Source organism: Micromonospora sp. WMMA1996 (genome assembly GCF_002573675.1).
Lineage (GTDB): Bacteria > Actinomycetota > Actinomycetes > Mycobacteriales > Micromonosporaceae > Micromonospora > Micromonospora sediminicola.
This window is the reverse complement of sequence record NZ_PDHU01000009.1, coordinates 17,091-41,088: the sequence shown is the minus strand read 5'-3', so window position 1 is coordinate 41,088 and position 23,998 is coordinate 17,091. Positions and strand designations below refer to the sequence as shown.

Annotated in this window: 19 protein-coding genes; 7 read left to right on the top strand and 12 right to left on the bottom strand. The window is 74.3% G+C overall.

Annotation, left to right across the window (positions count from 1 at the left end; genetic code table 11):
• Positions 1–3 precede the first annotated feature (3 nt).
• The 9 genes from murG to mraZ form a co-directional block, all read right to left on the bottom strand.
• The gene (murG, locus tag COO58_RS28785) at positions 4–1,110 is read right to left on the bottom strand and encodes an undecaprenyldiphospho-muramoylpentapeptide beta-N-acetylglucosaminyltransferase (protein ID WP_091573282.1); all 1,107 of its coding nucleotides are present in this window, start codon (positions 1,108–1,110) and stop codon (positions 4–6) included.
• Positions 1,110–2,525 carry an FtsW/RodA/SpoVE family cell cycle protein gene (locus tag COO58_RS28780; protein WP_172968085.1) on the bottom strand — a complete coding sequence of 472 codons (1,416 nt, stop codon included), beginning with the start codon at positions 2,523–2,525 and terminating at the stop codon, positions 1,110–1,112. Before COO58_RS28780 ends, murG begins: the two co-directional genes overlap by 1 nt.
• A 237-nt stretch (positions 2,526–2,762) precedes the next feature.
• On the bottom strand, positions 2,763–3,893 hold the full coding sequence (gene mraY / locus COO58_RS28775; protein WP_098748050.1) for a phospho-N-acetylmuramoyl-pentapeptide-transferase: 1,131 nt from the start codon (positions 3,891–3,893) through the stop codon (positions 2,763–2,765).
• The gene (gene murF / locus COO58_RS28770; protein ID WP_098748048.1) at positions 3,890–5,299 is read right to left on the bottom strand and encodes a UDP-N-acetylmuramoyl-tripeptide--D-alanyl-D-alanine ligase; all 1,410 of its coding nucleotides are present in this window, start codon (positions 5,297–5,299) and stop codon (positions 3,890–3,892) included. The genes mraY and murF overlap by 4 nt, the downstream gene beginning before the upstream one ends.
• Positions 5,296–6,858, bottom strand: coding sequence for a UDP-N-acetylmuramoyl-L-alanyl-D-glutamate--2,6-diaminopimelate ligase (locus COO58_RS28765; protein WP_176559009.1), 1,563 nt, complete (start codon positions 6,856–6,858; stop codon positions 5,296–5,298). Before COO58_RS28765 ends, murF begins: the two co-directional genes overlap by 4 nt.
• A gap of 52 nt (positions 6,859–6,910) precedes the next feature.
• A complete protein-coding gene (locus tag COO58_RS28760) occupies positions 6,911–9,121 on the bottom strand; it encodes a penicillin-binding protein 2 (RefSeq protein ID WP_098748045.1) in 2,211 nt (736 codons plus the stop codon).
• A gap of 3 nt (positions 9,122–9,124) precedes the next feature.
• Positions 9,125–9,709 (bottom strand): hypothetical protein, encoded by a 585-nt coding sequence (locus tag COO58_RS28755; RefSeq protein ID WP_091573277.1) that lies wholly within the window; start codon positions 9,707–9,709, stop codon positions 9,125–9,127.
• Positions 9,706–10,815, bottom strand: coding sequence for a 16S rRNA (cytosine(1402)-N(4))-methyltransferase RsmH (gene rsmH, locus COO58_RS28750; protein ID WP_098748160.1), 1,110 nt, complete (start codon positions 10,813–10,815; stop codon positions 9,706–9,708). The genes COO58_RS28755 and rsmH overlap by 4 nt, the downstream gene beginning before the upstream one ends.
• A 204-nt stretch (positions 10,816–11,019) precedes the next feature.
• A complete protein-coding gene (gene mraZ, locus COO58_RS28745) occupies positions 11,020–11,451 on the bottom strand; it encodes a division/cell wall cluster transcriptional repressor MraZ (RefSeq protein WP_098748158.1) in 432 nt (143 codons plus the stop codon).
• A 356-nt stretch (positions 11,452–11,807) separates the two neighbouring features.
• On the opposite strand from mraZ, the gene COO58_RS28740 reads away from it, so the two are divergent.
• Genes COO58_RS28740 through COO58_RS28725 form a run of 4 tightly spaced genes read left to right on the top strand, consistent with a single transcriptional unit; the run spans position 11,808 to position 15,243 of the window.
• Positions 11,808–13,055, top strand: coding sequence for a MurT ligase domain-containing protein (locus tag COO58_RS28740; RefSeq protein ID WP_091577191.1), 1,248 nt, complete (start codon positions 11,808–11,810; stop codon positions 13,053–13,055).
• Positions 13,045–13,767: a type 1 glutamine amidotransferase gene (locus tag COO58_RS28735; protein ID WP_091573276.1), complete on the top strand. Its 723-nt coding sequence runs from the start codon at positions 13,045–13,047 to the stop codon at positions 13,765–13,767. The genes COO58_RS28740 and COO58_RS28735 overlap by 11 nt, the downstream gene beginning before the upstream one ends.
• The gene (locus COO58_RS28730; RefSeq protein WP_098748044.1) at positions 13,764–14,480 is read left to right on the top strand and encodes a TVP38/TMEM64 family protein; all 717 of its coding nucleotides are present in this window, start codon (positions 13,764–13,766) and stop codon (positions 14,478–14,480) included. The genes COO58_RS28735 and COO58_RS28730 overlap by 4 nt, the downstream gene beginning before the upstream one ends.
• 1 nt (position 14,481) lies before the next feature.
• The gene (locus COO58_RS28725; RefSeq protein WP_091573274.1) at positions 14,482–15,243 is read left to right on the top strand and encodes a phosphotransferase; all 762 of its coding nucleotides are present in this window, start codon (positions 14,482–14,484) and stop codon (positions 15,241–15,243) included.
• A gap of 790 nt (positions 15,244–16,033) precedes the next feature.
• On the opposite strand, the gene COO58_RS28715 is transcribed toward COO58_RS28725, so the two are convergent.
• Together COO58_RS28715 and COO58_RS28710 are read right to left on the bottom strand one after the other, a co-directional pair.
• Entirely contained in the window at positions 16,034–16,690 is a 657-nt protein-coding gene (locus COO58_RS28715; protein ID WP_098748040.1) for a response regulator transcription factor, read from the bottom strand.
• On the bottom strand, positions 16,687–17,880 hold the full coding sequence (locus COO58_RS28710; RefSeq protein WP_098748039.1) for a sensor histidine kinase: 1,194 nt from the start codon (positions 17,878–17,880) through the stop codon (positions 16,687–16,689). Before COO58_RS28710 ends, COO58_RS28715 begins: the two co-directional genes overlap by 4 nt.
• Before the next feature lie 132 nt (positions 17,881–18,012).
• On the opposite strand from COO58_RS28710, the gene COO58_RS28705 reads away from it, so the two are divergent.
• Both COO58_RS28705 and COO58_RS30425 read left to right on the top strand, forming a co-directional pair.
• The gene (locus COO58_RS28705; protein WP_098748037.1) at positions 18,013–18,918 is read left to right on the top strand and encodes an ABC transporter ATP-binding protein; all 906 of its coding nucleotides are present in this window, start codon (positions 18,013–18,015) and stop codon (positions 18,916–18,918) included.
• The gene (locus tag COO58_RS30425; protein WP_218012429.1) at positions 18,918–19,709 is read left to right on the top strand and encodes an ABC transporter permease; all 792 of its coding nucleotides are present in this window, start codon (positions 18,918–18,920) and stop codon (positions 19,707–19,709) included. Before COO58_RS28705 ends, COO58_RS30425 begins: the two co-directional genes overlap by 1 nt.
• A gap of 42 nt (positions 19,710–19,751) precedes the next feature.
• Here the strand turns inward: COO58_RS30425 and leuS are convergent, their stop codons facing one another.
• The gene (gene leuS, locus COO58_RS28695; protein ID WP_098748035.1) at positions 19,752–22,592 is read right to left on the bottom strand and encodes a leucine--tRNA ligase; all 2,841 of its coding nucleotides are present in this window, start codon (positions 22,590–22,592) and stop codon (positions 19,752–19,754) included.
• 349 nt (positions 22,593–22,941) lie between these two features.
• Between leuS and COO58_RS28690 the strand changes: the two genes are divergently transcribed.
• Positions 22,942–23,997, top strand: a complete 1,056-nt coding sequence (locus COO58_RS28690) for a MoxR family ATPase (RefSeq protein ID WP_091573268.1) — start codon at positions 22,942–22,944, stop codon at positions 23,995–23,997.
• Position 23,998: the final 1 nt, after the last annotated feature.

The window sequence follows — 23,998 nt, the reverse complement described above, 5'->3', positions numbered from 1 at the left end:
CCATTACCGGCCCACCGCCTCGTAGACGAAGTTCAGCAACGCCACGTCCCCGTCACGCCGGCCGTACGCGGCCGCGGCGTGGCTCATCGTCCAGAGCCGCTGCGGGTCCCGGATCAGCGGGATCACCGTGCGCTCCACCCAGGCCGGGGTCACCTCGGCGTCGTCGACCAGCAGACCGCCGCCGGCCTCCACCACGGGCAGCGCGTTGCGCTTCTGCTCCTGGTTGCTGTGCGGGTAGGGCACGTAGATCGTGGGCAGGCCGATCGCGGCGACCTCGGCGCAGGTCATCGCGCCGCCCCGACCCAGCATCAGGTCGGCCGCCGCGTAGCCCAGCTCCATCTCGGACAGGTAGGGCAGCGTCACGTACGGCACCGGCAGGTCGGTGGGGACGGAGACCGGCTCGTTGCGGGCGCCGATCACGTGCAGCACCTGCACGCCGTTGCGGGCCAGCTCCTTCGCCGCGCCGGACACCGCCAGGTTGATCGAACGGGCGCCCTGCGAGCCACCGGCCACGAAGAGCACCGGCAGGTCGGGGCGGAGCCCGAAGTGGGCGCGGGCGGCGTCGCGCAGGGCGGCCCGGTCCAGCCCGGCGATCCCACGACGCAGCGGTACGCCGACCACCCGGGCGTCGCGCAGGGCCTCGGCCTGGGCCGGCTGGTGCGGGAAGCCCACCGCGACGTTCTTGGTGAACTTCATGCCGAGCCGGTTCGCCACGCCCGGCGGCACGTTGACCTCGTGGATGACGATCGGCAGGTCGCGGCGCCACGCGGCCAGGTAGCCGGGCACCGAGACGTACCCGCCGAAGCCGATCACCACGTCGGCCTGGACCTCGTCGATCACCTTGCCCGCCGCGCGGGCCGCCTTCCACATCCGGTCCGGCGTGCGCACCAGGCTCATGTTGACCGACCGGGGCAGTTGGTAGGCCGGGATCTGGCGCAGGTCGTAGCCGGCCGGCGGGATCAGCTCGTTCTCCAGGCCCTTGGGTGTGCCCAGACACGTGATCCGGACGCTCGGGTCGTGTCGGCGCAGGCAGTCGGCGAAGGCGAGCAGCGGGTAGATGTGCCCGCCCGTACCCCCTCCGCAGAGCACCACCGAACGCAGCGGACCCATCAGCGTCTCCTCTCGCTCGCCGAGCCGGCGCGCGCCCGGTCGGGCCGGGCGCCGCGCGGCGCGGCCTGGTCGTCCTGCCGTCGCTGCCGGGACCGGGGCACGGACCCACGGTCCGCCGGGGGCGGCGCCGGTCGACGGCGCCGGCCGGGAAGCGGCGGCAACGGGGCCCACACTAGTCGGACCCATCGGGCCGGTGGACGGGCATGCAGGGCGCGGGCCGCGTCCGGCTCGGCGCGGGCGAAGGAGGCGAGCATGCCGATCGCGGCCAGCGTCACCACCAGGGCGCTGCCGCCGTCGGAGATGAACGGCAGGGGTACGCCGGTCAGCGGCAGCAGGCCGGTCACGCCGCCGATGTTGATCACGGCCTGGCCGACCAGCCAGGCGGTCACGCCGGCGGCGGCGAGCCGGCGGAACGGGTCCTCGACCCGGCGGGCGATCCGCATCCCGGTGTACGCGAGCACGGCGAACAGCGCCAGGATCACGGTGCAGCCCACCACGCCCAGCTCCTCGGCGACGATGGCGAAGATGAAGTCGTTGTGCGCCTCGGGCAGGTAGTTCCACTTCAGTGAGCTCTGGCCCAGGCCGACGCCGAACCAGCCGCCGTTGCCGATCGCGTAGCGGGCCTGCACGAGCTGGTAGCAGTAGTCCAGCTCCTGCTCGAAGCAGGTCTTCGGGGACGGCGGGTCGAGCCACATGGTGAGCCGGCCGAGCCGGTAGTTGTCGGCGTCCCGCGAGCCCGAGCCCGCGCCGAGCGAGGCGGCGGCCACCAGCAGGCCGATGCCGGCCAGCCCGATCGCGGAGAGCGCGGCGAAGACCCGGCCCCGCACGCCGGCCGCCCACAGCAGCCCGACCACGAGCGCCAGCAGGCAGAGCATGCTGCCCAGGTCGTTGAAGCCGACCAGCACGAACAGCAGACCGACCACCGGGAACAGCGGCGTGGCCAGTTCCCGCCACCAGCCCAGCGCGGCGCCCTTGCGGGCCAGCACGTGCGCCGCCCACAGCACCAGCGCGAACTTCGCCACCTCGACCGGTTGCAGCGAGATCGGGCCGAGGGAGAGCGACAGGAGTTCGGCCTTCAACGGCCCGATGGACGCCACCCCGAACAGCGATTCCAGCGCGACGAGCAGGTTGAGCAGCAGCATCAGCGCCACCGCCACGCCGAGAGCCGGGCGGCTCACCGCCCGGAACGTGCGTGCGGGCAGCCGCTGACAGGCCCAGAACGCGCCGATGCCGATCACCGCGAAGACGGCCTGCTTGGTCAGCGACGCCGACGCGTCGCCACCCTCGGCGAAGTCCTTCACGCTGGTCGCGGAGAAGACCATGGTGAGGCCGATCAGCAGCAGCAGGCCGGTGCTGGACAGCAGCAGGTAGTAGGAGGCGAGCGGGCGGGCCAGCAGGCCGCGCAACGCGGCCAGGCCGCCGGCCGGATCCCAGCCCGCCGCGACGGCCGGTGGATCGGCCGGCGGCGTGGCCGCGGGCGCGCGGCGGGTCGGCGGGTCGCTGCTGGCCTGGATGTCTCGTCCCTCCCCCACCCGCCCATCATGGCGGCTCGACCCGCCCGCCCGTGGCGCAACCGCCCGGTCGGCGTGTCGGAACTGAAGGAAGGGCCCCTTCTTAACAGACGTCTGTTAAGAAGGGGCCCTTCCTTACACCTAGCTGACCGCGGCGAGGAACTCGCTGTAGAACAGGCCCAGCGCGATGGCCACGCCGATCCCGGCGATGATCCAGAACCGGACCACGATGTTGACCTCGCTCCAGCCGGCCAACTCGAAGTGGTGCTGCAGCGGCGACATCCGGAACACCCGCTTGCCGGTGGTGCGGAACGAGATGATCTGGATGACCACCGACATCGTGATGATCACGAACAGGCCGCCCAGGATGGGCAGCAGCAGGACGGTCCGGGTGGACATCGCCATGCCGGCGATCAGGCCACCCAGCCCGAGCGCACCGGTGTCACCCATGAAGATGCGGGCCGGCGAGGTGTTCCACCAGAGGAAGCCGACGCAGGCCCCGGCCGCCGCGCCGGCGATCAGCGCGATCTCCAGCGGGTCGCGCACGGTGTAGCAGTATTCCCCGGCCGGGTAGTTCGGGTCCGCACACCAGTGCCGGTACTGCCAGAACGCGATCAACGCGTACGCGGCGAGCACCATCACCGAGGCGCCGGTGGCCAGGCCGTCCAGGCCGTCGGTGAGGTTGACGCCGTTGGTCGCCGCCATCACCACCATGATGATGACGATCACCGCGCCGATCTTGCCGATCTCCAGCGCCGGGATGTCCCGGATGAAGCTCAGCGTGGTGCTGCCCACCGTCTCGGTGTTGGTCGCGTTGCCGCTGACGTCGGTCATGCTCGACGGGAAGTAGACCGCCACCGCGCCGAAGACCGCGCCGACCAGGATCTGCCCGGCCAGCTTGCCCCGCTTGTTGAGGCCGCCGCTGTGCCGCTTGCGGACCTTCAGGAAGTCGTCGATGAAGCCGACCGCGCCGGAGAACACCATCAGCCCCAGCAGCACCAGCGCCGTGATGGTCGGCTCGACCTGCGCGATCTGCGCGTCCGGCAGCGTGGTCAGGGCCAGGTGCCCGGCGACGTACGCGATCACCGTGGCCAGGATGAAGACCACGCCGCCCATGGTCGGCGTGCCCTTCTTGCCCTCGTTGCTCGCGAGTCCGAGGTTCGATCGGATCGGCTGGCCGGCCTTCAGCCGGGCGAACACCTTGATCGCGATCGGGGTGCAGAACAGCGAGATCAGGAACGCGACCCCGATGGCGACGATGACCGCCCTCATGCGGCGCCGCCCTCCGTCCCGTCCGCACCGGCGTCCGCGAGCAGCGCGTCGGCCACCTCCCAGGTCCGGTACCGGGAGCCCTTCACCAGCACCACGTCGCCCGGACGCAGCTCGCTCCGCAGCACCTCGACGGCCGCCGCCTGATCGGTGAGCAGCACCGACTCTCCTCCCCAGTTGCCTACCGCTGTCGCGCCCTCGTGGATCGGCGCCGCCGGCTCGCCCACCACGAGCAGCCGGTCCACTCCCAGCTCGGCCGCGAGCCGGCCGACCTGCTGATGTCCCTCCCGTTCGAAGTCGCCCAGCTCGGCCATGTAGCCGAGCACCGCGACGGTACGCCCCTCGCCGCGCATGCTGGCCAAGGCGCGCAGCGCCACGCCGGTCGAGGCCGGGTTGGCGTTGTACGAGTCGTCGATCAGCGTCACGCCGTCGGAGCGTTCGACGACGTCCATCCGCCGGGTGGAGACCAGACCCAGCTCGTTCAGCGCCGCCGCCAGGTCGGGCAGCGGCAGGCCCAGCTCCCGGCCGACCGCCGCGGCCGCGAGGGAGTTGGACACCTGGTGCCGGCCGGTCAACCCGAGCCGCACCGGGGCGCTGCCCTCCGGGGTGACCAGCGTGTACGAGGGCCGTCCCCGGCCGTCCAGCGTCACGTCCACGGCGCGCACGTCGGCGTGCGCGGACTCGCCGTAGCGGACCACCCGGGCCGGCGTGCGCGACGCCATCGCGTCGACCCGGGGGTCGTCGGCGTTCAGCACGGCCAGCCCGTCGGCGGGCAGCGCCTCGACCAGTTCCCCCTTGGCCAGCGCGATGGCCTCCACCGAGCCGAACTCGCCGAGGTGCGCCACCCCCACGTTGAGCACCACCGAGATCCGCGGCGGCACCACGTCGCACAGGTAACGGACGTGGCCCACCCCCCGGGCGCCCTTTTCCATCACCAGGTAGCGCGTCTCCGGCGTGGCCTGCAACGCGGTGTACGGGTGCCCCAGCTCGTTGTTGAACGATCCGGGCGGCGCCACGGTCGGGCCGAGCCGGACCGCCAGCTGGGCGATCAGATCCTTGGTGGTGGTCTTGCCGGAGGAGCCGGTCAGCCCGATCACGGTCAGTTCGGGCAGCCGGTCGACCACGGCGCGGGCCAGCCGGCCCATCGCGTCGAGCGCGTCGTCGACCAGCACCATCGGCACGCCGGGCACCTCCCGGGTGCCGAGCACGGCCACCGCGCCGGCCTCCACCGCGCCGGCGGCGTAGTCGTGGCCGTCGACCCGCTCGCCGGGGAAGGCGACGAAGAGCCCGCCCGGCGCCACCTTGCGGGAGTCGAACTCCACCGTCCCGGTGACCCGGGCCTCCGGGTCGGCGCCGGTCAGTCGACCGTCGACCGCGGCGGCCACCTCGGCCAGCGTCAGCGGGATCATCGCCGACCCACCAGGTCACCGAAGCGGGCGCGCAGCGCCGCCGCCAGCTCCACCCGGTCGTCGAACGGCAGCACCTCGCCGCCGATCTCCTGGCCACGTTCCTGGCCCTTGCCCAGCACCGCCACCACGTCACCCGGTTCGGCCACCCGGACCGCCTCCTCGATCGCCGCCCGCCGGCCGGGCACCTCGATGATCCGGGCCGGTGTGGCGGCGGCGTACGCGCCGGCCAGCACCTCGGAGCGGATCAGGGCCGGGTCCTCGGTACGCGGGTTGTCGTCGGTCACCAGCACCACGTCGGCGCCCCGGGCGGCCACCTCGCCCATCACCGGGCGCTTGCCCCGGTCCCGGTCGCCGCCGGCGCCCAGCACGCAGACCAGCCGGCCGTCGGTCAGGCCGCGCAGCGCGGTCAGCACCGCCTCGATGGCGTTCGCCTTGTGCGCGTAGTCGACCACCCCGCGTACCGGCGCGTCGCCGCTGACCAGCTCCAGCCGGCCGGGCACGCCGCCGCAGGCGGCCACGCCGCGCGCCGCGACAGCCGGGTCGACGCCGGCGGCGACCAGGGTGGCGACGGCCAGCAGCGCGTTGGCCACGTTGTGCCGGCCGGGCAGCGCCACGGCGGTGGGCAGGGTCAGCCCGTCCGGGCCGTGCAGCGTGAAGCGCTGGGCGTAGCCCTCCCCGTCGATCCCGTCGGCCCACCAGGTGGCGGTCGGGTCGCCGGCCGCCGAGTAGGTCACGGTCTCCGGCTTGTGCAGCGGTCGCAGCGCCGGGTCGTCGTGGTTGAGCACCTCCACCCGGCAGCGCCCGTCGAAGAGGCGGGCCTTGGCGGCGAAGTAGTCCGCCTCGTCGGCGTGGAAGTCCAGGTGGTCGGAGCCGAAGTTGGTGTAGCCGCCGACGTCGAACCGGACCCCGCCGACCCGGCCCATGGCGAGCGCGTGGCTGGACACCTCCATGACCACCGCGTCCACCCCCCGCTCGCGGGCCACCGCGAGCATGGCGTGCAGGTCGGTGGCCTCCGGGGTGGTCCGGACGCTGTCCACCACCAGGTCACCGAGGCGGGTCTCCACGGTGCCGATCAGGCCGGTGGTGTGCCCGGCGGCGCGCAGGCCGGACTCGATCAGGTAGCTGGTGGAGGTCTTGCCGGCGGTGCCGGTCACCCCGATCACGGTCAGCCCGGCGGTCGGGTCGCCGTAGACCATGGCGGCGACCTCACCGAGCGCGGCCCGGGGGTCGTCGACGACCAGCACGGGCAGCCCGGCGTCGGCGGCCAGCGCCACGCCGGCCGGGTCGGTCAGCACGGCCACCGCGCCGGCAGCGGCCGCGGCGGCGGCGAACTCCGCGCCGTGCCGGCGGGCGCCGGGCAGGGCGGCGTACAGGTCGCCGGGACGGACCTCCTGGCTGGCGTGGGTGACGCCGGTGACGGCCGGCTCGGCGGCGGCCTCCGGCGGCGTCAGCGCCAGTCGGGCGGCGAGGTCGCCGAGCCGGACGGGACGCACGGTGGCGGGACGTGGATTGCCGGGCACGGCGTCAGACCCTACCCGGTCGTCCGGTTCCGACCGCACAGCCGCCCCGGTGGTTCGTCGCCACTCACCGATGATGTCCCGCCGTGCCGGCTCAGCGCGGAAAGACCTCGAACTTCGGGGACTTGTCGGTCAGCGACGGCGGCACCCGGTAGTGCCGGAGCGTGTAGCCCATCATCTCCCGGAACGCCGGCGCGGCGACCGCGCCGCCCCCGCCGCCGGGGCTCCAGACGAAGACCGCCACCACGTAGCGCGGGTTCTCCGCCGGGGCCATCCCGATGAACGACCCGACCTCGCCGGGCTGCTTCTTGCCGTTGTCGTAGCGCAGGCCGGTGCCGGTCTTGCCGGCCACCCGGTAGCCCGGCACCGCGGCGGCCAGGCCGGTGGCCGACCCCTCCGGGCCGTCGACGGTGGTGACCGCCTCCATCATCAGCCGCAGGTCGGCCGCGTTCGTCGGGCTGAGCACCGAGCGGGTGGTCGGGGCGGCGCCCGGGGTCCGCCGGCCGTCCGGCCCGACCGTCTCCTTGATCAGGTGCGGCTGCACGTACGTCCCGTTGTTGGCGATCGCGTTGTACGCGGCGGCCATCTGCAGCGGCGTCGCGTCCACGCTGTGCCCGATCGGCACCGACCCCCACGCCGAGCCGCTCCACTGGTCGGCCGGGAGCAGCCGGCCGGGCGCCTCGCCCGGCAGGCCCTCACCGGTCGCCTGGCCCAGCCCGAACCGCTTCTGGTAGTCGATCAGCCGGTCCTTGCCCAGCTTCTCGGCGATCTCGATGGTGCCGACGTTGGACGAGAAGGCGAGCATGCCCGGAATGCTCATGGTTCGGCCGTTCGCCTTGTGGGTGTCCTGGAAGGGCACTCCACCCCGGACGATGACGTTCGGCACCGGGAGCGTGGTGTTCGGCGTGATCACGCCCTCCTGGAGCGCCGCGCCGAACGTGATCGCCTTGTGGATCGAACCGGGGTCCACCACGAACGTGGTGGCGGCGTCGTCCCGGTCCGACGGCGAGTCGACCTTGCCCGGGTCGGCCGCGTTGTAAGTGGGCTGGCTGGCCTGGGCCAGCACCTCACCGGTCGGGACGTCGATGATCACGGCCGCGCCGACGCTGCCCTTGGCCTGGGCCATCTGCTTCGCCAGGATCCGCTGGGTCATGAACTGCAGGTCCCGGTCGATGGTGAGCCGCAGGGAGCTGCCCGGCTTCGGCTGGGTGGTGCGGCTGTAGCCGCCCGGGATCGGCGCGGCCAGGTCGCCCAGGCCCACCTCGTACGTGCGCTTGCCGGCCTGCCCGCGCAGCACGTCGTCGTACTTCGCCTCCAGCCCCTCCAGCCCGTTCATGTCCTGACTGACGAAGCCGATCAGGTTGGCGGCCAGGTCGTCGCCGGGCACCTCGCGCCGCTCGTCCCGGTGCACGTTGATGCCGGCCAGGTCCAGCGCCATGATCTGCTTGGCCCGGCCGATCTCGACACCGCGCGCCAGGTAGACGAACTGCGACGGGGTGTCGGTGCCGGGCAGGGTGCGCTTGCGCATCTTGTCGGCCAGTTCCGAGGCCGGCACGCCGAGCAGCGGGGAGAGCAGCCGCGCGGTGGCGAACCGGTCCTTCACCCGGGTCGGGTCGGCGAAGACGTACCGGGCCTCGACGCTGTGCGCCAACGGCTCGCCGGCCCGGTCGAGGATGGCCCCGCGCGGCGCCGGCAGCTCGACCACGGCGAGCCGGTTGGGCAGGCCGCCGTCGGCGTACGCCGGGGTGTCCACGGTCTGCAGGTAGACCAGCCGGACGCCGATGCTGGCGAACAGCGTCAGCGCCAGCACGGTGCCGAGCCGCAGCCGACGGCCCGCGTCGCCCAGCCGGGGCGGGCGGCGCGGCTTGCGCACCGGCCGGCGGGCCGCCGGGCGGCGCGGACCGGGCCGGCGCCGTGGCGGCGGGCCCTCGTCCTCGTCGTCGAACGGTTCGCGGGCGGAGCGGTCCGCGACGGTCCGGACCACGCCGGCGCGGCCGCCCGGCGTGGTGGTGCGGCGGCCGGCGCGGGCCGGCTCGCCCGCCGGCGCCGGCTCCCGGCGGCCCGCCCGCCCGGCCCGACCGCCGTCGAGCACCTGCAACGCCGGCCGGAACGGGTCGCCGGACCGGCTGCTGCGGGGGGTACGACGCTGCTCGGCGCCGCCCTCCCGGATGGTGCGCCCGCGCGGCGTGTAGGCCCGGGCGTCGGAGATGCCCCCGACGCCCGGCTCCCGTGGCTCGGCCCCCCGTGACGAGCCGCGCCGGGAGCCCGTGGCGTCCCGGCGCGGTTCCTCCGACCTCGGTGGCACTGCTCAGCCTCCGTTGCCCTGCTGGCTGGTGACCGACGGGGCACCCTCGGCGGGGTGCGGGACGCCGATCGTCTTCCCGTCCGGCAGCCGGATGTAGGCCGGGTCCTCCGACTCGACCAGGCCCAGCTTGCGGGCGTTGGCGGTCAGGTTGCCGGGATCCTTCTGCTCGGCGATCTCCTTGTTCAGCTGCTGCTCGTCCACGTCGAGCTTCGCCTGCTGCTGCTGGAGCTTCTCCAGCCGGAAGGCGTTCTCGTTGATCTTGGTGTTGATCGCCAGGATGCCGAGCACACCGCCGACCACGAGCACCAGGATCAGCCCGACGAACGGCGCCCGCGGCACCCGGATCGGCGGCGGCGGGGCGACCCGCAGCCGCGGGGTCGTCGCGCCGGTGGTCCGGGTGCGTTCGGCCGGCCGCAGCGCGGCGCTGCCCTGGGTCGGGAACTCGCGCGCCCCCCGGGCGCGAGTCCCCTCCCGGCGGTCGGTCACCGCCGTCGTGTCCCGCGTGGTGCGCTGCGCCGTGGTCCGGCCCCCCGACCGCGGTGCGCGCTGCCCGACGGCGCCCCGGCCGTCGCGCTTCTCGACGTTCATGTCCCCTCCCCCTCTTCGTCCGTCCCGTTCCCGTCCCCCGGGGTCGACCGCGGGTCCGTTCCGGACCCCGGTGACCCCGTCCCCGGTTGGTGCATCGCCTTCGCCCGGCGGCGGTACCGTTCGCGGTCGGTACGCCCCTGCCGGGTCGCCTCCGGATCGAGCCGTTCCGCGGCCCGCAGCCGCACCGAGGCGGCCCGCGGGTTCGCGGCCACCTCGTCCTCCCCGGGAAGCTCGGCGCCCCGGCTCAGCAGCCGGAACGTCGGGCCCGACCCGGGCAGTTCGACCGGGAGGTCGACCGGGCCCTTGCTGCGGACCCGGTCGGCGAGCGCCTGCTTGGTGAGCCGGTCCTCCAGCGAGTGGTAGGACAGGACCACCATGCGGCCGCCCACGGTGAGCTTGTCCAGAGCGGCCGGCAGCGCCGTCTCCAGCGCTGCCAGTTCTCTGTTTACCTCGATCCGTAAAGCCTGAAACGTTCTCTTTGCCGGGTGTCCGCCGGTTCGTCGGGCCGGTGCCGGAATGGCGTCCCGGACCAGCTCGGCCAGCCGGGCCGAGGAGGTGATCCGGGTGCGCTCCCGTTCCCGGATGATCGCCGAGGCGATCTTCCCGGCGAACTTCTCCTCGCCGTACACCCGCAGCAGCCGGGCCAGATCCGGGTGGGAATAGGTGTTGACCACCTCCTCGGCGGTCACCCCCCGGGTCTGGTCCATCCGCATGTCCAGCGGCGCGTCCTGCGCGTACGCGAACCCGCGGTCGGGCGCGTCCAGTTGCAGCGACGAGACGCCGAGGTCGAACAGCACCCCGTCGATCGCCGGGTAGCCGAGCCGGTCGAGCACCTCGGGCAGCTCGTCGTAGACGGCGTGCTCCAGGTGGATCCGGTCGGCGAACCGGGCCAGGCGGACCCGCGCGTGGGCGAGTGCCTCGGTGTCCCGGTCCAGGCCGATCAGCACCGTCTCCGGGTGCGCCGTGAGCACCGCCTCGGCGTGCCCGGCCAGGCCGAGCGTGGCGTCGACGTGCACGGTCCGGCCGGGGCGGCCCAGCGCGGGGGCCAACAGCTCGAGACACCGCTCGAGCAGCACCGGCACGTGCGTGCCGCGTAGCTCCCCCATCTCGACCCCCACCCGTTCGTCAACCGTTTCCGTCACGTGTCCGTCGTCGCCACGACGCCTCGCCATACCGCCAGATCCCCATCCGCTCCCGCCCGCCGGAGGCCGCGGCCCTCCGTGTCGGATCGTGCGCCTGGCACCGGGGAAGGGGTGCCAGGAACTCGAAAGCGGCTGGAGATCTCGCAGTACGTCGGGCGCCGTCACGCCCTACAGACCGCCGGGCAGCACCCCCTCCTCGATGTCGGCGAAGTCGTCTTCGCTCTCCGCGAGGTAGGCCTCCCAGGCCACCCTGTCCCAGATCTCCACCCGGGTGCTCGCCCCGATCACGACCAGGTCCCGGTCGAGGGCCGCGTACGACCGCAGGTGACCGGGAATGGTGACCCGCCCCTGCTTGTCGGGCACCTCGTCGTGCGCGCTGGCGAAGAAGACCCGGCTGTAGGCCCGGGCCGCCTTGCTGGTCATCGGCTGCGCGCGCAACTGGTCCGCGATCCGCTGGAACTCGGGCATCGGGAAGACGTAGAGGCAGCGCTCCTGCCCTTTGGTGATCACGACACCCCCCGCCAGCTCGTCCCGGAACTTCGCCGGCAGGATCAACCGGCCTTTGTCGTCCAGGCGCGGAGTGTGGGTGCCGAGGAACATCGGCCCAACCCCCTCGCCCTGAGCGGCGTTCGCGGCGCCGCTGACCCCCCGGGCCGGTGTGGCCCTCCCGGCCTCACCATCGCGCCCCACTCTACTCCACTTCCCTCCACCTGCAACCAGAATCGCCCGTCCGGCGTGGCGTGTCCGCGCGCAAAACCGCACGTCAATGCGGGTGGGGCGGAGTGGAGGGGGTGGCGGCCCCCTCGGCGCGGTCCGCTACCCGACATCGACCGCCGCCGTCCGGGCGAGCGCGGCCCGACCGTCCGCCGCGCCGTCCCCGGCCGAACGGTTCACCGTCGGCGGCGATCTGGCGGGGGCCGTGGTCCGGTAACCTCGCTCGGGTGACGGACGCGAAGATGCCCTTGCGGGCAAAGGTGGCCAGCTCCGTGTCGCGCACCGCCGCGGCGCTGTCGCGGGCCGCGGGCCGGGGCGACGGCTCGGTGATCGGTGGCTGGATCGGCCTCAAGATCGACCCCGACCTGCTCGCCCACCTCTCGACCGGGCGCGCGATCGCGCTCGTGTCCGGCACCAACGGCAAGACCACCACCACCCGGCTCACCACCGCCGCGGTCGGCGTGCTGGGCCGGGTCGCCACCAACTCCTTCGGCGCCAACATGCCCACCGGCCACACCTCGGCGCTGGCCAAGGCCGGCAGCACGCCCTACGCGGTGCTGGAGGTGGACGAGCACTACCTCGCCCAGGTGCTGGAGGCCACCGAGCCGCACGTGGTGGCGCTGCTCAACCTCTCCCGCGACCAGCTCGACCGGGCCAAGGAGGTCGCCATGATGGCGCAGCTCTGGCGCGCCGCCCTGGTCCGGCACCCCGACGTCCGGGTGGTCGCCAACGCCGACGACCCGATGGTGGTCTGGGCCGCCTGCCCGCCGGCCGACCCGGCGCAGGGGCACGTGCCGCCGCACGTCACCTGGTTCAGCGCCGGCCAGCGGTGGCACGACGACTCGTGGGTCTGCCCCGAGTGCGGCTCCACCATCCAGCGCTCCGGCGAGCAGTGGTGGTGCACCGGCTGCCCGCTGCGCCGCCCCGAGCCGCAGTGGACCGTCGAGGACGACGGCGTGCTCGACCCCACCGGCGCCTGGCACAAGATCCAGCTCCAGCTCCCCGGCAAGGTCAACCTCGGCAACGCGGCCACCGCCCTGGCGGTCGCCGCCGAGTTCGGCGTACGCCCGGTGGACGCGGTCTCCCGGCTCGGCTCGGTCACCTCGGTGGCCGGCCGCTACGCCCAGGTCGACCGGGACGGGCGCAACATCCGACTGCTGCTGGCCAAGAACCCGGCGAGCTGGCTGGAGGCGTTCGACATGGCCGACGTCGCGCCGACACTGCTCTCCATCAACGCGCGCGACCCCGACGGGCTGGACACGTCGTGGCTCTTCGACGTCGACTTCTCACCCCTGGCCGGCCGCCAGGTGCTGATCACCGGCGACCGGGCGTACGACCTGGCGGTGCGACTCGACGTCAACGGCGTGCCGTTCCGGCACGTGCGCACGTTCGACGAGGCGGTCCGCGCGGTGCCGCCGGGCCGGCTGGAGGTCATCGCCAACTACACCGCCTTCCAGGACATCCGAGCGGAGCTGGACCGTGTCAACTGAGAGCCTGCGCATCGTCTGGATCTATCCCGACCTGCTGTCCACCTACGGCGACCGGGGCAACGCGCTGATCCTGGCCCGCCGGGCCCAGCTGCGCGGCATGCCGGTCGAGGTGCTGGAGGTCCGCTCCGACCAGCGGCTGCCCGCCACCGCCGACATCTACCTGATCGGCGGCGGCGAGGACGGCCCGCAGGCGCTGGGCGCCCAGCGTCTGATCGCCGACGGCGGCCTGCACCGCGCGGTGGCCCAGGGCTCGGTGGTGTTCGGGGTCTGCGCCGGCTACCAGCTCCTCGGCACCTCCTTCTTCGCCAAGGGCACCAGGTGCGCCGGCCTGGAACTGCTCGACCTCTCCTCCGACCGGGGGCCGACACGGGCGGTCGGCGAGCTGGCCGGCGAGGTCGACCCGCGGCTGGGCATCCCGCACCTGTCCGGGTTCGAGAACCACGGCGGGCGCACCCACCTCGGCCCGGGCGTGTCACCGCTGGCCCGGGTCACGGCCGGCGTCGGCAACGACGGCACCACCGAGGGCGCGTGGCGGGGCAAGCTGCTCGGCACCTACTCGCACGGTCCGGCGCTGGCCCGCAACCCCGACCTGGCCGACCTGCTGCTGCGCTGGGCCACCGGCATCCACCAGCTCCCCCCGCTCGACGACACCTGGGCCGACCGGCTCCGGTCCGAGCGCCGCACCGCGGTGGCCGCCGCCGCCCGGGCATGACCGGCGCCGCCCGGCCGGGGCGGCGACCGGTGGCCCGCCGGCTCGTCGGGTTGCTGCGGCAACCGTCGGCGCGCCGGTTCGGGCTGCTCCTGATGCTGCTCGCCGGGTTCGGCGTGACGCTGCTGCTGGCGCCCCGGCCGGACCCGGCCGAGCTGCCCCGGCTCGCCGACGCGCTCGGCGGCTACGGTCCGGTGGCGGCCGTGGTCGGCGGCGCGCTGCTGCTGGTGGCGCTGGTGCCCCGCACGTTCGTGACGCTGGCCGCGGGCGCGATCTTCGGCCCGGTGCAGGGTGCCGCGTACGCGCTCGGCGCGGCGCTGCTCGCGGCGGCGCTCGGTTTCACCGTCGGCCGGCTGCTGGGCCGCGACTTCGTCGCCGAGCGGGTACGCGGCCGGCTGGCCCGCCTCGACGGCTGGTTCGCCCGGCAGAGCGTGTTCGGGGTGATCACCGTCCGGCTGCTGCCGATCGCCGGCTTCGGGCTGGTCAGCTACGGCTACGGCACCACGGCGGCCCGGATCCTGCCGTTCCTCGCCGGCAGCGTGATCGCCTCGGCCCCCACCGCCATCGGCTACGCCGCGATCGGCGCGGCGGTGAGCAGTCCCGGTTCGATCAACTGGTACGCGGCCGCGCCGGCCAGTCTCGGCCTGATCGCCAGCGTGCTGATCATTCATCGGTGGTGGCGGGCCGAACGGCAGCGCCGGATCGGCCCGAGCTGACGTGACCGGCTCCGGCGAGATCCTGCCCGGCGGCTTCGTCGCCGAGGTGGTCCGCGTCGGTGACACGGTCCGCCGGACCCCACCGGCCGACGCCGCGTTCGTCGCCGCGCTGCTGCGCCACCTGGCGGCCACCGCGCCCGGGGTCGCGCCCGCGTACCTCGGGGTGGACGAGCGGGGCCGGCAGGTGCTGTCCCACGTCGAGGGCCGGGTGCCGTGGCGCGACCGGGAGGACCCGGCCTTCTTCACCGACGCCGCGCTGACCCGGCTCGCCGGGCTGGTCCGGTCGCTGCACGACGCCTGCGCCGGCACCGACCTGGCCGCCGGCGCGGAGACGGTCTGCCACCGGGACCTGTCGCCGAAGAACACGGTGTACCGGGACGGCCCGGACGGTCCGGTGCCGGTGGCGCTGCTGGACTGGGACCTGGCCGCGCCGGGGCGGCGGATCGAGGACGTGGCATTCGCCGGCTGGCACTGGGCCACCCTCGGCGGCGACGCCGACCCGGCCGAGCTGGGCCGCCGCTGCCGACTGCTCTGCGACGCCTACGAGGGGCCGGCCGGCCGGCTGCTCCCCCGCGACGAACTGGTCGGTGTCCTGCTCGACCAGGTCGAGGGCACCTGGCGCGGCATCGCCGCCGGCGCCGACCGGGGCGAGCCCGCCATGCGCCGGCTGCGCGCCGCCGGCGTGGTCGAGACGGTACGCGGCTGGCACGACTGGCTGCGCCGGCACCGGCCGACGGTCGAGGCCGCGCTCTTCACGGGGTGAGTGCCCCGGCACGGCGGGCCAGCGGCCCGGCACCGCTCCCCGGCTTCGGGTAGCTGGCCGGCCCCGGCCACGCCGGCCCCCGGCCACGCCGACCCCGGGCCACCGGACGCCGGCCACCAGACGCCGGCCACCAGACGCCGCAACCAGGCGCCGGCCCTGCCGTGTCGGCCCCCGGCCACGGGGCACCGGGCACCGGGCACCGGGCACCGGGCAGCGGGCAGCGGGCACCGGGCACCGGACACCGGACACCGGGCACCGGGCACCGGGCACCGGGCACCGGGCACCGGGCACCGGGCACCAGTAGCCGGGCACCGGCCACCGGCAGCCGGCCCGTCACCTCCGCAACGCCTTTCGAGCTGATATCAGAAACGACTCGGGGCACCGGTGCCCGCCCACTCCGGGAACGCGTGAGTCGTTGACGACATCAACTCGAAAGGCACCGTGAGAGCATCTGGTGGCCGCCCGGTCGACGCTCACCGGCGAACACGTCGCCGACTACGTCAAGGCCTGACCCGAACCGACGACTGTCCAGGTAGCCGGCCAGCACCCGGTCCACCCCGACGGCGCCGCCCGGCCGCCCCACCGACGGCCGGACCGCCGGACCGCCGGACCGCCGGACCGCCGGACCGCCGGACCGCCGGTGCAGGTCACCGGACGCGCCGAGGCGAGCAGCTCACCCACCCGGCGCGGTCGGCGCCCGGCCGGCGGGCACCACCGACGTCCCGCGTCCGCTCGGCCGCCCGGAGCGACGGCAACCGCGTGGGCGCTCGCGCCACCCGGCGGGATCCGGTCAGCGGGGTGGGACGACCAGGCCGGCCTCGTAGGCGGCGATCACCAGATGCACCCGGTCCCGGGCGGCCAGCTTGGTGAAGAGCCGGGCCACGTGCGCCTTGGCGGTGGCCGGGCTGATCACCAGCTCCGCCGCGATCTCCGCGTTGGACAGCCCGCGCGCGACCAGGCCGAGCACCTCCCGCTCCCGGTCGGTGACGCCGGGCAGGGCACGGCGGCGGGGCGCCGGGGCGGGTTGGCGGGCGAACTCGGCGATGAGCCGCCGGGTCACCCCCGGCGCGATCAACGCGTCGCCGGCCGCCACCACCCGCACCGCGCCCAGGATCTCCTCCAGGGCCATGTCCTTGACCAGGAAGCCGCTCGCGCCGGCGCGCAGCGCCGCGTGCACGTGCTCGTCGTCGTCGAAGGTGGTGAGCACGAGGACCCGGGTGGCTCCACCGGAGGCGACGATGTCCCGGGTGGCCGCGATTCCGTCGGTGCCGGGCATCCGCAGGTCCATCAGCACCACGTCGGGCGCCAGCTCCCGCGCCGACCGGACCGCCTCCGCGCCGGTGCCCGCCTCGCCGACCACCACCAGGTCCGGCGCGTCGGCCATGAGCACCCGCAGGCCGGCCCGCACCAGCGGCTGGTCGTCGACGAGGAGCACCCGGATCGTCATGCCGGACCCACCGGCAGCACCGCGGCGACCCGGAAGCCGCCCTCCGGTCGTGGCCCGGCGGCACACCGGCCACCGAGCAGCGCGGCCCGCTCCCGCATGCCGACGATCCCGTGCCCGTCGCCGCCGACCGGGCCGCCCCGCCCGTCGTCGACCACCTCGACGCGTACCCCGTCCGGCGCGTGCCGCACGGTCACCCGGCACCGGTCGACCCGCGCGTGGCGTACCACGTTGGTCAGCGCCTCCTGCACGATCCGGTACGCGGCCAGTTCCACCTCGGCGGGCAACGGCCCCGGCTCGCCGTCGACGGCGAGCGTCACCCGTACCCCGGCGTCGGCCGCGGCCGCGACCAGCCGGTCCAGGTCGGACAGTCCGGGGGTGGGGTCCAGCGACGCCGCAGGGTCGTCGGGGCGGCGCAGCGCGCCGAGGGTACGGCGGAGCCCGGCCAGCGTCTCCCGGCTGGTCGCCTCGATGGTGGTGAGCGCGGCCCGCGCCTGCGCGGGTTGGGTGTCGATGACCCGGGCGCCCACGCCCGCCTGGATGGCGATCACGCCGATGCTGTGTGCCACCACGTCGTGCAGCTCCCGCGCGATGCGGAGTCGTTCGGCCGCGACCGCCTCGGTGGCCGCGTGGGCCCGCATCTGCTCGGCGTACGCGCGACGGGCCAGCACCGAGTTGCCGGCCACCCAGGCGGCCAGGACCGCCGGGACGGAGAGCGTGGCCCGGTCCACCGCGTCGGCGGCCGGGTTCACGAAGGCGGCGGCCACCTGCACCAGGAGCACCATGACCGCCGCGGGCACCGACACCCGACGCGGTGCGCGGGCCGCGACCACGCCGAGCATCACGTCCACGACGAGGAACTGGAGGTACCAGAGGCCGTTCAGGTAGCCCTGCTCCCACGCGTTGGTGGTGGCGGTGACCAGCGACGCGCCGGCGAGCATGAGGCCGAGGGCGAGCAGCGGCCGGCGACGCAGCAGGCCGGCGGGGAGCAGCACCACCAGGACCGGCGCGAGGTAGCGCAACGGGAGCACCGGCACGCTGTGGTCGGGGGTGGGCACGACCAGCACCGGTCCGCCCGCGCCGGAGGTGGCCGCGAGCAGCAGCGCCACCGGCAGCAACGCCACCGCGGACCAGATCAGGACCGTCCGCACCCGTCGGGCCACGACGCGCGGACGCGGGACGACCGCCTCCATGGACCCACCGTAGTCAGCGGCCGGTGTCCCGGTCATCGGCCGGCGGGCGTACGCCCGGGGGCGGGTGTCGCGGGGCCGGGTGTGGTCCCCGGCACGACGACCCGGCGGGCGGGACGCGGGAGCGTCGAGGCCATGATCGAGCTCAGGGACCTCACCAAGCGGTACGGCGGGACGACCGCCGTCAATCGACTGACCCTCACCGTCCGGTCCGGACACGTCACCGGATTCCTCGGCCCGAACGGCGCCGGCAAGTCCACCACGCTCCGACTCGTCCTCGGCCTGCACCGGCCGACCGGCGGCGCCGCCCTGGTGGACGGGCGGCCGTTCGCCGGCCGACCACGCGGGCTGCGGTACGCGGGCGCGCTGCTGGACGCCGGCGACGTGCACGGCGGGCGCAGCGCCCGGGCGCACCTGGCGGCGCTGGCCCGCAGCAACGGGCTCCCCCGGGCCCGGGTGGGCGAGGTGCTGGAGCAGGTCGGCCTGGCCGAGGTGGCCCGACGCCGGATCGGCGGCTTCTCCCTCGGCATGCGGCAGCGCCTCGGCATCGCCGCCGCGTTGCTCGGCGACCCGCCGGTGCTGATGTTCGACGAGCCCTTCAACGGCCTCGACCCGGAGGGGGTGCGCTGGGTGCGCGGCCTGTTCCGCCGGCTCGCCGCCGAGGGCCGGACCGTGCTGGTCTCCAGTCACCTGATGAGCGAGGTGGAACAGACCGCCGACCACCTCGTGGTCATCGGGCGCGGCGAACTGCTCGTCGACGAGAGCCTCGCCGCGTTCGCCGCCCGCACCGCCCACGACCGGGTCGTCGTGCGTACGCCCGATCCGGCCACGCTCGGCGCCGCGCTCGCGGCGGCCGGCGGGGTGGTCGCCCGCGACGGCGACGGCCTGACGGTCACCGGCCTGCCCGCCGGGCGGGTCGGTGAGCTGGCCTTCCGGGCCGGTGTCGTGGTGCACGGGCTGCACGCCGGCGCCGCCTCGCTGGAGGAGGCGTTCATGGCGCTCACCGCAGACCGACTCGACTACGCCGCCGGAGGCCGATGATGCGCGCTCGTTTCCGTGACCTGCTCGCCGCCGAATGGATCAAGCTGTGGTCGCTGCGCTCCACCTACGGGGCGCTGGCCCTGATCGCGGTCTCGGCGGTGCTGTTCAGCGCCCGGGCCGCGCTGGGCGACCACCACAACTGGCCGGACTACCCGGCCGATCGGCGGGCCGCCTTCGACCCGATCCACGACGCCTTTCCCGAGGAGGGCTGGCTGTTCGTCGTGCTCGCGGCCGGCGCGGTCGGCGCGGTCATGATCGCCGGCGAGTACGCCAGCGGGCAGATCCGCACCACGTTCCTCGCCGTGCCGGACCGGCGGGCCGTGGTCGCCGCCAAGGTCACGGTGCTCGCCGCCGTCATGCTGGCGGTCGGCGCGGTGGCCGCCTCCGCCTCCTTCTGGGTGTCCCAGACGATCCTCGCCGACCGCGACGCGGGCGCGTCGATCGGCGACCCGGGGGCGTTGCGTGCCGTCGTCGCCTCGACGCTGCTGCTGCCGGTCTGCGCGCTCCTCGGGCTCGGCGTCGGCGCCCTGGTGCGGCACACCGCCCCGGCGATCGTGGTCACCACGACGCTGCTGCTGCTCGCCCCGCTGGCCTTCGACATCGACCGGCGGTGGACCGCGGCGATCCACAACGCGCTGCCGGTGTCGGCCTGGGAACGCCTGGTCGGGAACCCGTACGTGCTGCCGAACCTGCACGTGGCGACCGTGCCCGGGTCATGGGCGGTGTACGCCGCCTGGCCGGTGGCCGCCGCGCTGCTCGCCGCCGTGGTCGTGCACCGCCGCGAGCCCTGATCCGCCGTGGGCGCGCCGCACCGGGCGCGCCCACGGACCGGTTCAGACCACGACCGAGACCATCCGGCCCTTCACCACGATCACCTTGCGCGGCTCCTTGCCGGCCAGCGATCCGGCGACCGCCTCCAGCGCGGCGGCGCGGACGGTGTCCTCGGTCGCGTCGGCGGGCACCTCGACCCGGCCCCGGACCTTGCCGTTGACCTGCACCGGGTAGGTGACCGAGTCGGCCACCAGCAGGGCCGGGTCGGCGACCGGGAAGTCCGCGTACGCCAGCGAGGTGTCGTGGCCCAGCTTGCGCCACAGCTCCTCGGCCAGGTGCGGGGCGAACGGGGCGACCATCAGCACCAGCGGCTCGGCCACCTCGCGCGGCGTCCGCTCCAGCCGGGTCAGTCCGTTGGTCAGCTCGATCAGCTTGGCGATCGCGGTGTTGAACCGGATCCCGTCCATGTCGCCGCGGACCCCGTCGACCACCTTGTGCAGCAGCCGCCGGGTCGCCTCGTCGGCCGGCGCGTCGGCGACCCGCAGCGCGCCGGTTTCCTCGTCGACGACCGTGCGCCAGACCCGCTGCAGGAACCGGTACGAGCCGACCACGGCCCGGGTCTCCCACGGGCGGGACACCTCCAGCGGGCCCATCGACATCTCGTACACCCGGAACGTGTCCGCGCCGTACGCCGCGCACATGTCGTCCGGGGTGACGACGTTCTTCAGCGACTTGCCCATCTTGCCGTACTCGCGCCGGACCTCGGTCTCGCCGTGGAACCACCGGCCGTCGACCTCGACGACCTCCTCGGCGGGCACGTAGGCGCCCCGCGGGTCGGTGAACGCGTACGCCTGGATCATTCCCTGGTTGAACAGGCGGCGGAACGGCTCGAACGACGAGACGTGGCCCAGGTCGTACAGCACCTTGTGCCAGAAGCGCGCGTACAGCAGGTGCAGCACGGCGTGCTCGGCGCCGCCGACGTACAGGTCGGTGCCCCCGCAGTCGCCCGCGCCGCGCGGCCCCATCCAGTACGCCTCGTTCTCCGGCTCGGCGAACCGTCGCGTGTCGGTGGGGTCCAGGTAGCGCAGCTCGTACCAGCAGGAGCCGGCCCACTGCGGCATCACGTTCGTCTCGCGGGTGTAGCGCTTCGGCCCGTCGCCCAGGTCCAGCTCCACCTCCACCCAGTCGCGCCGCCGCGACAGCGGGGTCTCCGGGTTGCTCGCCGCGTCCTCCGGGTCGAACGTCTTCGGCGAGAAGTCGTCGACCTCGGGCAGCTCGACCGGCAGCATCGACTCGGGCAGCGCGATCGGCGCCCCGGTCTCGTCGTACACGATCGGGAACGGCTCGCCCCAGTAGCGCTGCCGGGAGAACAGCCAGTCGCGCAGCCGCCAGGTGACCGCGCCGGCGCCGTGCCCGTTGGCCTCCAGCCACTCGATGATCCGCGCCTTGGCCTCGGCCACGCCCAGGCCGTTCAGGTCGATGCCGCGCTCCGGCGCGGCGCTGTTGACCGCCGGGCCGTCACCGGTCCACGCCTTGCCGGCGAAGCCCTCCGGCGGCTGCACGGTCCGCACGATGGGCAGCTCGAAGACCTCGGCGAAGTCCCAGTCCCGCTCGTCCTGGGCCGGCACCGCCATGATCGCGCCGGTGCCGTAGCCGGCCAGCACGTAGTCGGCGATGAAGATCGGGACCCGCCCGCCGGTGGCCGGGTTGGTCGCGTACGCGCCGACGAAGACGCCGGTCTTCTCCTTGCTGTCCGACTGCCGCTCCACGTCCGTCTTGGCCGCGGCGGCCTTCCGGTACGCCTCGACGGCCTCGCGCGGGCTGCCGTGCCCACCGGTCCAGGCGTCCCGGGTGCCCTCCGGCCAGGCGGCCGGCGCCAGCACGTCGACCAGCTCGTGCTCGGGGGCCAGCACCATGTAGGTGGCGCCGAAGACGGTGTCCGGCCGGGTCGTGAACACCCGCACCGGGGCGGCGTCGGTCGGGAAGTCGATGTGCGCGCCGGTCGAGCGGCCGATCCAGTTGCGCTGCTGCAGCTTGATCGGCTCGGGCCAGTCCAGCGTGTCCAGGTCCTCCAGCAGCCGGTCCCCGTACGCGGTGATCCGCATCATCCACTGCTTCAGGTTGCGCTTGAAGACCGGGAAGTTGCCGCGCTCGGAGCGACCGTCGGCGGTGACCTCCTCGTTGGCCAGCACGGTGCCCAGCCCCGGGCACCAGTTCACCGGCGCCTCCGAGACGTAGGCCAGCCGGTGGTCGTCGACGACCCGGCGGCGCTCGGCCACGGTCAGCTCGGTCCACGGGCGGCCGTCCGGGGTGGGGCGGGTGCCGCCCTCGAACTCGGCGATCAGCTCGGCGATCGGGCGGGCCCTCCTCGCCTCCGTGTCGTACCAGGAGTTGAAGACCTGCAGGAAGATCCACTGCGTCCAGCGGTAGAAGTCGGTGTCGATGGTCGCGACCGAGCGCCGCTCGTCGTGACCCAGCCCCAGCCGGCGCAGCTGCGCCTTGTACCGCTCGATGTTCGCCTCGGTGGTGGTCCGGGGGTGGGTGCCGGTCTGCACCGCGTACTGCTCGGCGGGCAGGCCGAACGCGTCGAAGCCCATCGCGTGCAGCACGTTGCGCCCGGTCATCCGCTGGTAGCGGGCGTAGCAGTCGGTGCCGATGTAGCCCAGGGGGTGACCCACGTGCAGGCCGGCGCCCGACGGGTAGGGGAACATGTCCAGCACGTACAGCTTCTCGGCGCCCGCGCGGGGGTGGCCCGGGTCGGCCAGCGGGCCGACCGGGTTCGGCGCGTGGAAGGTGCCCTCCCGCGCCCAGGTGTCCTGCCAGCGGGTCTCGATCTCGTCGGCCAGGGCGGCCGTGTAGCGGAACGGGGGAATGTCGGTGGCCGGTGCGGCTGCCTCACTCATGGCGTCTCCTCGGCGCGGGTCAGGTCGGGTGTGGGAGCTGCGCTGCGGGCACAAAAAAGCCCCTCGCGCAGGAGGGGCGGCCGTGCTGTCGCGCGTCAGCGCATCAGCACGGCTCGGTAAGAAGCAGGAAGACTCCGGCCATGTCCGGCAGTGTACCCCCGTCCCCCGTCCGGCGAATATTCGGGGCGTAACCGACCGACCACCTGCGGGGGTCGGCGATAACGACAAACATGGTTAGCCTGAGAGGCCAGTGAGATTTCTGCGGCAAACGAGGCTCGGCGTCGCGAACCCAACGGCGGGTCCAGGTGCTCTATACAGAGCTGCCGTCCAGGCGACGAGGAGGAGGCCCGTGACACAACAGACCTGGGACGAGGTGGGCGGTCTGCTGCCGCACGACGAGTTCCGTGCCGCCAGCGAGGCCGTCGTGTCCAACATCGAGCAGGTCATCGAGGGCAAGACGGCCACCGTCCGGCTCGCCCTGGCGGTGCTGCTGGCCGAGGGCCACCTGCTCATCGAGGACGTGCCCGGCGTCGGCAAGACCAAGCTCGCCAAGGCGATGGCCCGTTCCATCGACTGCTCGGTCCGCCGGATCCAGTTCACCCCCGACCTCCTGCCCAGCGACGTCACCGGCGTCAGCGTCTACAACCAGGAGACCCACGACTTCGAGTTCCGCCCGGGCGCGGTCTTCGCCAACCTGGTGGTCGGCGACGAGATCAACCGGGCCTCCCCGAAGACCCAGTCGGCCCTGCTCGAGTGCATGGAGGAGCGGCAGGTCACGGTCGACGGGGTGACCTACCAGCTGCAGACGCCGTTCATGGTGATCGCGACGCAGAACCCGATCGAGATGGAGGGGACCTACCCGCTGCCGGAGGCGCAGCGGGACCGGTTCACCGCCCGGATCGCGATGGGCTACCCGGACCCGCGCGCCGAGCTGGCCATGCTCGACGGGCACGGCGCCACCGACCCGTTGCAGGGGCTGCGCCCGGTCTCCGACGCGGCGACCGTGCGCCGGCTGATCGGCCACGTCCGGCAGGTGCACGTCGCCGACGCCGTCAAGCAGTACGCGATCGACCTGGTCACCGCCACCCGCGAGGCGCCCGACCTGCGCCTGGGCGCGTCCCCGCGGGCCACCCTGCAACTGCTGCGCACCGCCCGCGCGGTGGCCGCCCTGGAGGGCCGCGACTACGTCCTGCCGGACGACCTGCAGGTGCTCGCGGTGCCGGTGCTGGCGCACCGGATCATCCCGACCGCGGACGCGCAGCTGGCCCGGCGCACCACCGACGCGATCGTCGCCGAGCTGGTGCACCGCCTGCCGTTGCCGCACGACCGGCAGCGTTCCCCGTACGACACCCGGCCCGGCGGCGGTGGCAACGGCCGCGGGCCGTACGAGCCGCGGAGGCCGTGAC

Bases quoted from the DNA above. Each gene is read 5' to 3' on its own strand.
- murG (WP_091573282.1), bottom strand. From the start codon at position 1,110: ATGGGTCCGCTGCGTTCGGTGGTGCTCTGCGGAGGGGGTACGGGCGGG.
- mraY (WP_098748050.1), bottom strand. From the start codon at position 3,893: ATGAGGGCGGTCATCGTCGCCATCGGGGTCGCGTTCCTGATCTCGCTG.
- murF (WP_098748048.1), bottom strand. From the start codon at position 5,299: ATGATCCCGCTGACGCTGGCCGAGGTGGCCGCCGCGGTCGACGGTCGA.
- COO58_RS28755 (WP_091573277.1), bottom strand. From the start codon at position 9,709: ATGAACGTCGAGAAGCGCGACGGCCGGGGCGCCGTCGGGCAGCGCGCA.
- rsmH (WP_098748160.1), bottom strand. From the start codon at position 10,815: ATGGGGGAGCTACGCGGCACGCACGTGCCGGTGCTGCTCGAGCGGTGT.
- mraZ (WP_098748158.1), bottom strand. From the start codon at position 11,451: ATGTTCCTCGGCACCCACACTCCGCGCCTGGACGACAAAGGCCGGTTG.
- COO58_RS28740 (WP_091577191.1), top strand. From the start codon at position 11,808: ATGCCCTTGCGGGCAAAGGTGGCCAGCTCCGTGTCGCGCACCGCCGCG.
- COO58_RS28730 (WP_098748044.1), top strand. From the start codon at position 13,764: ATGACCGGCGCCGCCCGGCCGGGGCGGCGACCGGTGGCCCGCCGGCTC.
- COO58_RS28715 (WP_098748040.1), bottom strand. From the start codon at position 16,690: ATGACGATCCGGGTGCTCCTCGTCGACGACCAGCCGCTGGTGCGGGCC.
- COO58_RS28710 (WP_098748039.1), bottom strand. From the start codon at position 17,880: ATGGAGGCGGTCGTCCCGCGTCCGCGCGTCGTGGCCCGACGGGTGCGG.
- COO58_RS28705 (WP_098748037.1), top strand. From the start codon at position 18,013: ATGATCGAGCTCAGGGACCTCACCAAGCGGTACGGCGGGACGACCGCC.
- COO58_RS30425 (WP_218012429.1), top strand. From the start codon at position 18,918: ATGCGCGCTCGTTTCCGTGACCTGCTCGCCGCCGAATGGATCAAGCTG.
- leuS (WP_098748035.1), bottom strand. From the start codon at position 22,592: ATGAGTGAGGCAGCCGCACCGGCCACCGACATTCCCCCGTTCCGCTAC.